The following is an 8180-nucleotide window of genomic DNA, read 5'->3' as shown; positions in this document are numbered from 1 at the left end:
CCGAAGGTGACCCATCGGTTGCGTCGCACGCACAGGGCGTCGGCCAGCAGGCCCTCCGACCGTAGGGGTCCGACGAGCCGACCGGCAAAGAGGCCCTCGGCCAGGATGCGGTCCTGGGGACGGGCCGTCACCGTGTGGGTGCCGGTGATCCGCGACGACGCGATGTCGTAGTGCGGCAGGTCCACGCGCCCCTCGTCGACGAGGGTGCGCAACGCCGCGACCGCCGCCTCCGCGTTCCACGAGTCGGGGTGGTCCCAGTCGGCGATCCCGAGCGAGGAACGGGGCAGGTCCGGGTCGTCCATCTCCCGGTAGAAGTCGTCCAGCCGGACGATGGGCCAGCCATAGGCGGCGTTGAGCCGTGCCGACATGCGGCTCTTGCCCGATCCGCTCGGGCCCATGACGAGCACGACGCGCTCCCGTGTGGGCGGGACAGCGCACTCCCGATCGGAACCACTGGACTCTCGATCGGGGGGAGTGTGCTCTCGATCGGGGGATTCGGGCACCGCTCAGAGGCCCTTGGGGTGCCAGACGGTCTTCGTCTCGACGAAGGCGCGGAGGCGTCCCAGACCCGGTGAAGCGGTCCAGTCGGGCTCGACCGCCACACCATCGAGCAGCTCCGGCCGGTAGACCCGCTTGACCGTATCGGCGGCCGCCGCCTCGAGCTCGCCCCAGTCGACGCCCTCGGCCCCGGCCGCGCCGGTCAGGTCGATGGCGTTGACGTCGCGGTGCGACGCGAGCCACGGAGCGACCTCGGCCGTGCGGGCCGTGATGAGGTTGACCACGCCGCCCGGCACGTCGGAGGTGGCGAGGACCTCACCGAAGGTCACCGCGGGCAGGGGGCGCTCAGTCGACGTCAGCACGACGGCGGTGTTGCCCGTCGCCAGCACCGGCGCGACGACTGACACCAGCCCGAGCAGCGAGCTGCGCTGCGGTGCGAGCACGCCGACCACCCCGGTCGGCTCCGGCGCGGAGACGTTGAAGAACGGACCGGCCACCGGATTGAGGTTGCCGAGGACCTGGGCGATCTTGTCGGTCCAGCCGGCGTACCAGACGAGCCGGTCGACGGCCGCGTCGACGACGCCGCCGGCCGTGCGGGCGCTCAGGCCCTCACCTGCCGCCACCTCGTCGACGAACTGGGCCCGCCGTCCCTCGAGCACCTCGGCGACGCGGTAGAGGACCTGACCGCGGTTGTACGCCGTCGCGCCCGACCAGCCCTTGACGGCCCCGCGGGCCGCGACGACGGCGTCCCGGAGGTCCTTGCGGGAGCCGAGCGAGGCGTTGGCGAGGAAGTCTCCGGAAGCGGACTGGACGGCATACGACCGTCCGGACTCGCTGCGCGGGAACTTGCCCCCGATGTAGAGCTTGTACGTCTTGCGTACGTCAAGGCGGCTCATCGAGCGGCTCCCGTCACGGTGTTGGTCACATAGGCCTCGAGTCCGTGCCGGCCGCCCTCGCGGCCGTAGCCCGACTCCTTGTAGCCCCCGAAGGGGGAGGTCGGGTCGAAGCGGTTGAAGGTGTTGGCCCACACGACGCCCGCGCGCAGCTGGTCGGCCATCCAGAGGATCCGCGAGCCCTTCTCGGTCCAGACGCCCGCCGAGAGGCCGTATGACGTGTTGTTCGCCTTGGCGACCGCCTCCTGGGGAGTGCGGAACGTCAGGACCGACAGGACCGGGCCGAAGATCTCCTCGGTCGCGACCCGATGGCTCTGCGAGACGCCGGTCAGGACGGTGGGCGCGAACCAGAAGCCGGTTCCCGGGAAGGTGCACTCCGGGGCCCAGGCGGTGGCGCCCTCGGCGATGCCGGCGTCGACGAGCGCCGAGATCCGCTCGAGCTGGGCCCTGCTGTTGATGGCCCCGAGGTCCGTGTTCTTGTCCATCGGGTCGCCGACGCGCAGCGTGCCGAGGCGACGCTGGAGGCGGGCGACGACCTCGTCGTGGATCGACTCCTGGACGAGCAGCCGAGACCCCGCGCAGCAGACCTGGCCCTGGTTGAAGAAGATCCCGTTGATGATCCCCTCGACGGCCTGGTCGATGGGAGCGTCGTCGAAGAGGATGTTCGCGGCCTTGCCGCCGAGCTCCAGGGTGGCCTTCTTGCGGGTGCCGGCGATCGAGCGGGCGATGGCCTTGCCGACCTCTGTCGAGCCGGTGAAGGCGATCTTGTCGACTCCCGGGTGCTCGACGATCGCCTGACCGGTGCGGCCGTCACCCGTGAGGATGTTGACGACCCCCGGGGGCAGGTCCGCCTGCTGGCACACCTCGGCGAAGAGCAGTGCTGTGAGCGGGGTCGTCTCGGCGGGCTTGAGCACGACGGTGTTGCCGGTGGCCAGGGCCGGCGCGATCTTCCACGCGAGCATCAGGAGCGGGAAGTTCCATGGGATCACCTGTCCCACAACCCCGTGCGCGCGCGGCATCTCACCGCCCGCGGGGGCGAGCCCGGCGTACTCCAGCTTGTCTGCCCAGCCGGCATGGTAGAAGAAGTGCGCCGCGGCGGTCGGGATGTCGACGTCGCGGGTCTCCTTGATGGGCTTGCCGTTGTCCAGCGTCTCGAGGACGGCGAACTCGCGGGCCCGCTCCTGCAGGATCCGGGCGATCCGGAAGAGGTACTTGCCCCGCTCCGCCCCGGACATCCGCCCCCACACGCCGTCGTGGGCACGTCGGGCCGCGTCGACGGCCTTGTCGACGTCCTTGGGGCCGGCCTGGCTCACCTCGGCGAGCGTCGTCTCGTCTGCGGGGTTGATGGTCGGGAAGAGCCCCTTGGGGCGGGTGAACGTCCCGTCGATGAAGAGCCCATAGGTCGGCTTGATCGAGACGATCGAGCGCGACTCGGGCGCGGGGGCGTAGTCGAACTTCGGCATGGGTGCGTCCCTGGGTCAGTCGATCGTGACGTAGTCGGAGCCGGAGTAGGCGCCGGTGGTGAGCTTCTGCCGCTGCAGGAGCAGGTCGTTGAGCAGGCTGGAGGCACCGAAGCGGAACCACTCGGGCGTGAGCCAGTCCTCGCCGGCGATCTCGTTGACCATGACGAGGTACTTGATCGCGTCCTTGCTCGTGCGGATGCCGCCGGCGGGCTTGACGCCGACCTGCACGCCGGTCAGCTCGCGCCAGTCGCGCACGGCCTCGAGCATGATGAGGGTGACCGGGAGCGTCGCCGCCGGCGAGACCTTACCGGTGGAGGTCTTGATGAAGTCGCCACCCGCGAGCATCGCGAGGTAGGAGGCACGGCGCACGTTGTCATAGGTGACGAGCTCGCCGGTCTCGAGGATGACCTTGAGGTGCGCGTCCTCACCATCGTCCCGGCGGCACGCGGCCTTGACCTCTGCGATCTGGTTGAAAACGGTCGCGTAGTCACCGGCGAGGAAGGCGCCTCGATCGATCACCATGTCGATCTCGTCGGCGCCGGCTGCGACCGCGTCACGGGTGTCGGCGAGCTTGACCGCGAGGCTGGCCCGGCCGGAGGGAAACGCGGTCGCGACCGCCGCGACGTGGATCCCGCTCTCGCCCAGGGCTTCCCGGGCGGTGCCGACCATGTCGCCGTAGACGCAGACCGCGGCCGGTCGCGGAGTCGAGGGGTCCAGCGGGTCCGGCACGAGCGCCTTGGCGCAGAGCGACCGGACCTTGCCGGGGGTGTCCGCACCCTCGAGGGTCGTCAGGTCGATCATCCGGAGGGCCGTGTCGATGGCCCACGCCTTGCTCGTCGTCTTGATCGATCGGGTCCCGAGTGCGGCCGCCCGGGACTCGCAACCGACCTGGTCGACGCCGGAGAGGCCGTGCAGCCATGCGCCGATCGCATGGTTCGTGAGGCGGGACACCCCGAGCAGGTCCCGGGCGCGCGCCGTGAGATCCTGCACACCGCGCGTGGAGATCGTTGAGGTCACCCGGCGAGTGTAGCCGGGCCTGAGACGTGCCACGCTCTGCGTGAAAGTGCATGAAGGAGGAGACGTATGCCGCCCAGCCAGGCCGGCGACCAGGGTGACCTCGAGGGGTCGGCCGAGTTGCGCAACAGCCGGACGCTGAGGCCCGGATCGGCGATCGGGGTCGGCGTCGTCGGGGGACTCGCCGGGCTCGCCCTGCTCGTGCCCGCGCTGCTCAGCGGGGATCGCAGCTGGGTCCTCATCTCCTCGGTCGTGCTCGCCCTTGTCCTCGTGTGGCTCTTCGTCGTGCGGCCGTGCGCCGTCATCCACGACGAGGGCGTCCGGATCGTCAACCCGCTGCGGACCATCGACATCACCTGGCCGATGATCGACGACATCAAGAGCAAGTGGGCCCTCGAGCTGTTCTGTGGGGGCAAGAAGTACACCGCGTGGGGGATCCCGGCAGACCCGGGCCGGCCACGTTACGGACGGGGCATCTTCCAGGTCGGGGCCAACCGGGTCGGGCTGGGCAAGACCGTGCCGGACGCCGAGCAGAAGCGCCCCAAGGTCGAGGCCCAGACGGTCGCCGCAGAGATCGAGTCGCGCATCACCGCGGACCAGCGCCGCAAGGACGGCCGCACGCCGCGGATCGTGTCGCGCACCTGGGAACCGGTCCCGGTCGGCCTGCTCCTCGCCGGCCTCGCCTTCTGGGTGATCGGCACCTTCGTCATCTGAGCCACCCCCCGGCGCGCACTCCGAACCGCAACACACCGGATAACCGTCGACACACCGGCTTCGGAGACCGGTGCGTTGACGACTGCCCGGTGTGAGGCCGGGTCAGGGGGGACGGAGGGCGGCGCAGGGGACCGCGAGGCTCAGGACAGGGCGGTGAGGCGCTCGAAGTCGACCCGGAGAGCGGCGAGGCGCTGCGCCGCCGCGGTCTTCGCGCCGGCGAGGGCCTCCGGACCTGCCACGGGCTCGATGACCTCGAGGTAGATCTTCACCTTGGGCTCGGTCCCGCTCGGTCGGACGATGGCCCGGGACTCGTCGGTGAGCAGGTAGCGCAGCCCCTCGGTCGGGGGCAGCCCACCGGCGCCTTGGCTGAGGTCATCCACCCGCGCGACGTCGATGCCGGCGATCGAGGTGGGCTGCTCGGCGCGCAGCCGGTCCATCAGGACGTCGATCTGGGAGAGGTCCTCGACCCGGACGGAGAACGAGTCGGTCGCGTGGACCCCGTGCTCCGTCGCGAGCTCGTCGAGCAGCTGCGGCAGCGAGGAACCGGCCGCCTTGAGCTCGGCGGCGAGCTCGGCGAGGAGGAGGGCGGCGCTGATGCCGTCCTTGTCCCGGACCGCGGCCGGCGCGACGCAGTAGCCGAGGGCCTCCTCGTAGCCGTAGCGCAGCCCGGGCACCCGGGCGATCCACTTGAAGCCGGTCAGCGTCTCCTCGTGACGGATGCCGGCCGCCCGGGCGATGGAGGCGAGCAGGCGAGAGGAGACGATGGAGTTGGCGAACACGTCGGAGCTCTCGACGCCCCGGGCGACGAGGTGCGCACCGAGCAGGGCCCCCACCTCATCGCCCCGCAGCATCCTCCAGTCCCCGACGGCCGGGTCGAGGACGGCGGCCGCGCACCGGTCGGCGTCAGGGTCGTTGGCGATGACGAGGTCGCAGTCGCCGCGGCGGGCCCGGGCCAGGGCGAGGTCGATCGCGCCCGGCTCCTCGGGGTTGGGAAAGGCGACGGTCGGGAAGTCGGGGTCCGGGACGGCCTGCTCCTCAACCGGATCCGGCGCTCGGAACCCGGCGCGCTCGAACGCCTCGTGGACAGTGTCGTGCCCGACGCCGTGCAGGCTCGTGTGCACGATCGACAGGTCGCGCGGCGAGCCCGGGTCGAGCACGCCGACGACCTTATCGAGGTAGCGGTGCTGCAGCTCGGGCCCCAACGTCTCCCAGCCATCGGTAGCGCGGGCGACGTCGGCCACCCGCTGCACCGCCGCGATGTGGGCCGCGATCTGGGCGTCGGCCGGCGGCACGATCTGGCTGCCGTCCCCGAGGTACACCTTGTAGCCGTTGTCCTGTGGAGGGTTGTGGCTCGCTGTGACCATGACCCCGGCGTCGGCCCCCAGGTGCCGGATCGCGAAGGCGAGGACGGGGGTCGGCAGCGGGCGGGGGAGCAGCAGCGCCCGACCACCAGCCGCCACGACGACGGCGGCGGTGTCACGGGCGAAGACATCGGAGTTGTAGCGGGCGTCGAATCCGATGACGACAGAAGGCTTCTCGCCCACTCCGCCCTCACGCTTGAGATAGGCGACGAGGCCCGCAGCGGCCCGGATGACGACGCTGCGGTTCATCCGGTTCGGCCCGGCCCCGAGCGCCCCGCGCAGACCCGCCGTGCCGAACTCGAGGGTGCCGGAGAACCGGTCGGCGAGGTCGGCGTGGGCCGCCTCGTCGCCGGCCTCGGCAGCGGCGAGGAGGCGGTCGAGCTGGCCTCGGGTCGTCGGGTCGGGATCGTCGTCGCGCCAGGTCCTGACAGCGCCATACAGCTCGTCAGTGGAGGTCATGGTCATGCGATCCTCCGCACCACGGCCGCGAGGAGCGCGCTCGCGCGCGGTGCCGCCTCGCGACCAGCCTCGAGGACCTCCGCGTGGCTGAGCGGGTTCTTCGAGATGCCGGCCGCGGGGTTGGTGACGAGCGAGACGCCGAGAACCTCGAGGCCGGCCTCACGGGCGGCGATCGCCTCGAGGGTGGTCGACATGCCGACCAGGTCGCCGCCGATGGTGCGGGCCATCCGGACCTCGGCCGGGGTCTCGTACTGGGGCCCGGGGAACTGGACGTAGACCCCTTCCGGCAGGGACGGGTCGACCTCGTGCGCCAGGGCGCGCAGCCGGCTCGAGTAGAGGTCGGTCAGGTCGACGAACGTCGCGCCACGCAGGGGCGTCGCGGCGGTGAGGTTGATGTGGTCGCGGATCAGCACGAGCGTGCCCGGGCCCCAGGCGGGGTCGAGGCCGCCGCAGCCGTTGGTCAGCACGATCCTGTCGCAGCCGGCCGCCTTGGCGGTGCGCACCCCGTGGACGACGGCGTCGACGCCTCGGCCCTCGTAGAAGTGGGTGCGCGTGCCGTAGACGAGGGCGTGCCGGCCAGTGTCGCCGATGGCGACCGAGCGGATGAAGCCGCTGTGGCCGGCCACGGCCGCAGCCGCGAACCCGGGCACCTCGACGTTGTCGACCGTCGCCACGGTCTCCCCGATGAGGTCCGCGGCCTGCCCCCAGCCGGAGCCGAGGACGAGGGCGATGTCGTGTTTGACGATGCCCGTCCGTTCGGCGATGACCCGGGCCGCGTCGCGGGCGAGGGCGTAGGGGTCGGCGTCGTGGTCGCTCGTCTCGGCGGCTGCGGTGCTGTTCACGCAGTGGACTCTAGCGAGGTCCGTCCCCGCGAGGGTCCCCGCGCCCTCGCCGCCTGCCGTCGTGCCCGGGCGACGGTCGCTCGGTGTCGCTGCCCAGCGCGGTGATGAGCGTCGAGACGGTCCGGAGCAGGTAGGCCCGCCGCCCGCGTTGGGGACGCAGGACGGCAGACATGAGGACGCCGTCGAGAGCCGCGACCAGAGTCTCCGCACGCGCCCGGCAGAACTCCTCGTCCCCGGTCATCAGGGTCCGTGCCACGACGTCGACGAGCCGGTTTCGCCACGCGGTGAAGACCTCGGCCACCTCGGGGACGTGGGCCGCCGCGACAGCCATCTCGAGTCGGCACACGAGCAGGTCGCGGTCGCGCAGCCAGCCCGCGAAGAGGGCGGTCGTCTGGTCCGCCGCATAGGCGTGGTCGCCGGGATGGTCGGCGATCCGCCTCGAGAGCCCCGCGATGTCGGCCTCGAGCCGGGCGCCGACGTGCCGGGCGAGCGCGGTCAGGAGCGCAAGGCGGGTGCGCAGGTAGGCCGAGCACGTGCCCTGGGGCAGGCCTGCGGCGGCGTCGACGGCCCGGTGGGTCAGCCCCCGCAGGCCGCTTCCCGCGACGACGGTGACCGCCGCGTCGAGCAGCTCGCGCAGGCGGGGCGAGACAGAGCGTGCGGGTGCGGTCATGCTGCTCCTGTCGCCAGCGTTCAGGGCTGCTTCCCAGCCTAGTGTGCGGGTGGGGTGGCTCGCCGGGAATGGTTGGATGGGTGCGTGATCACGCGCGAGACCTCCGTAGTCATCATCGGCGGCGGCCCGGGCGGCTACGAGGCGGCCCTTGTCGCTGCCCAGCTCGGCGCCGACGTGACGATCGTCGAGAGGGACGGCGTCGGGGGTGCCGCCGTGCTGACGGACTGTGTGCCCAGCAAGGCCCTCATCGCGACGGCCGACCAGCG

9 protein-coding genes are annotated in these 8180 nt (G+C 71.7%); 2 read left to right on the top strand and 7 right to left on the bottom strand.

The annotated features are described in order from the left end of the window. From ACTHJJ_RS05550 to deoC, 4 genes are all read right to left on the bottom strand, one after another. A partial coding sequence (locus ACTHJJ_RS05550; protein ID WP_440301943.1) for a uridine kinase family protein occupies positions 1-398 on the bottom strand: 398 nt, incomplete at its 3' end. Positions 399-506: 108 nt separating this feature from the next. After that, positions 507-1394, bottom strand: a complete 888-nt coding sequence (locus tag ACTHJJ_RS05545) for an aldehyde dehydrogenase family protein (RefSeq protein ID WP_440301942.1) — start codon at positions 1392-1394, stop codon at positions 507-509. Continuing rightward, positions 1391-2854: an aldehyde dehydrogenase family protein gene (locus tag ACTHJJ_RS05540; RefSeq protein ID WP_440301941.1), complete on the bottom strand. Its 1464-nt coding sequence runs from the start codon at positions 2852-2854 to the stop codon at positions 1391-1393. Before ACTHJJ_RS05540 ends, ACTHJJ_RS05545 begins: the two co-directional genes overlap by 4 nt. 15 nt (positions 2855-2869) lie before the next feature. Next, positions 2870-3871 (bottom strand): deoxyribose-phosphate aldolase, encoded by a 1002-nt coding sequence (gene deoC, locus ACTHJJ_RS05535; RefSeq protein ID WP_440301940.1) that lies wholly within the window; start codon positions 3869-3871, stop codon positions 2870-2872. 66 nt (positions 3872-3937) lie between these two features. On the opposite strand from deoC, the gene ACTHJJ_RS05530 reads away from it, so the two are divergent. Next, on the top strand, positions 3938-4582 hold the full coding sequence (locus ACTHJJ_RS05530; RefSeq protein ID WP_440301939.1) for a PH domain-containing protein: 645 nt from the start codon (positions 3938-3940) through the stop codon (positions 4580-4582). Between the two features lie 140 nt (positions 4583-4722). Here the strand turns inward: ACTHJJ_RS05530 and ACTHJJ_RS05525 are convergent, their stop codons facing one another. The 3 genes from ACTHJJ_RS05525 to ACTHJJ_RS05515 are packed head-to-tail and all read right to left on the bottom strand — an operon-like array spanning position 4723 to position 7914. After that, complete coding sequence (locus ACTHJJ_RS05525; RefSeq protein WP_440301938.1) at positions 4723-6402, bottom strand: phospho-sugar mutase; 1680 nt, start codon at positions 6400-6402, stop codon at positions 4723-4725. Between the two features lie 2 nt (positions 6403-6404). After that, the gene (locus tag ACTHJJ_RS05520) at positions 6405-7244 is read right to left on the bottom strand and encodes a purine-nucleoside phosphorylase (RefSeq protein ID WP_440301937.1); all 840 of its coding nucleotides are present in this window, start codon (positions 7242-7244) and stop codon (positions 6405-6407) included. A 10-nt stretch (positions 7245-7254) separates the two neighbouring features. Then, complete coding sequence (locus tag ACTHJJ_RS05515) at positions 7255-7914, bottom strand: TetR/AcrR family transcriptional regulator (protein WP_440301936.1); 660 nt, start codon at positions 7912-7914, stop codon at positions 7255-7257. Positions 7915-7998: 84 nt separating this feature from the next. On the opposite strand from ACTHJJ_RS05515, the gene ACTHJJ_RS05510 reads away from it, so the two are divergent. After that, positions 7999-8180 (top strand): FAD-dependent oxidoreductase (locus ACTHJJ_RS05510; RefSeq protein ID WP_440301935.1); only part of this gene is annotated, 182 nt, incomplete at its 3' end.

The sequence above is a fragment of the Intrasporangium sp. genome (assembly GCF_051961875.1).
GTDB lineage: Bacteria > Actinomycetota > Actinomycetes > Actinomycetales > Dermatophilaceae > Intrasporangium_A.
This window is presented reverse-complemented; position numbering and strand designations above follow the sequence as displayed.

Excerpts from the sequence above, each read along its gene's own strand:
- ACTHJJ_RS05540 (WP_440301941.1), bottom strand. The coding sequence starts at position 2,854 with ATGCCGAAGTTCGACTACGCCCCCGCGCCCGAGTCGCGCTCGATCGTC.
- ACTHJJ_RS05515 (WP_440301936.1), bottom strand. The coding sequence starts at position 7,914 with ATGACCGCACCCGCACGCTCTGTCTCGCCCCGCCTGCGCGAGCTGCTC.
- ACTHJJ_RS05525 (WP_440301938.1), bottom strand. The coding sequence starts at position 6,402 with ATGACCTCCACTGACGAGCTGTATGGCGCTGTCAGGACCTGGCGCGAC.
- ACTHJJ_RS05545 (WP_440301942.1), bottom strand. The coding sequence starts at position 1,394 with ATGAGCCGCCTTGACGTACGCAAGACGTACAAGCTCTACATCGGGGGC.
- ACTHJJ_RS05530 (WP_440301939.1), top strand. The coding sequence starts at position 3,938 with ATGCCGCCCAGCCAGGCCGGCGACCAGGGTGACCTCGAGGGGTCGGCC.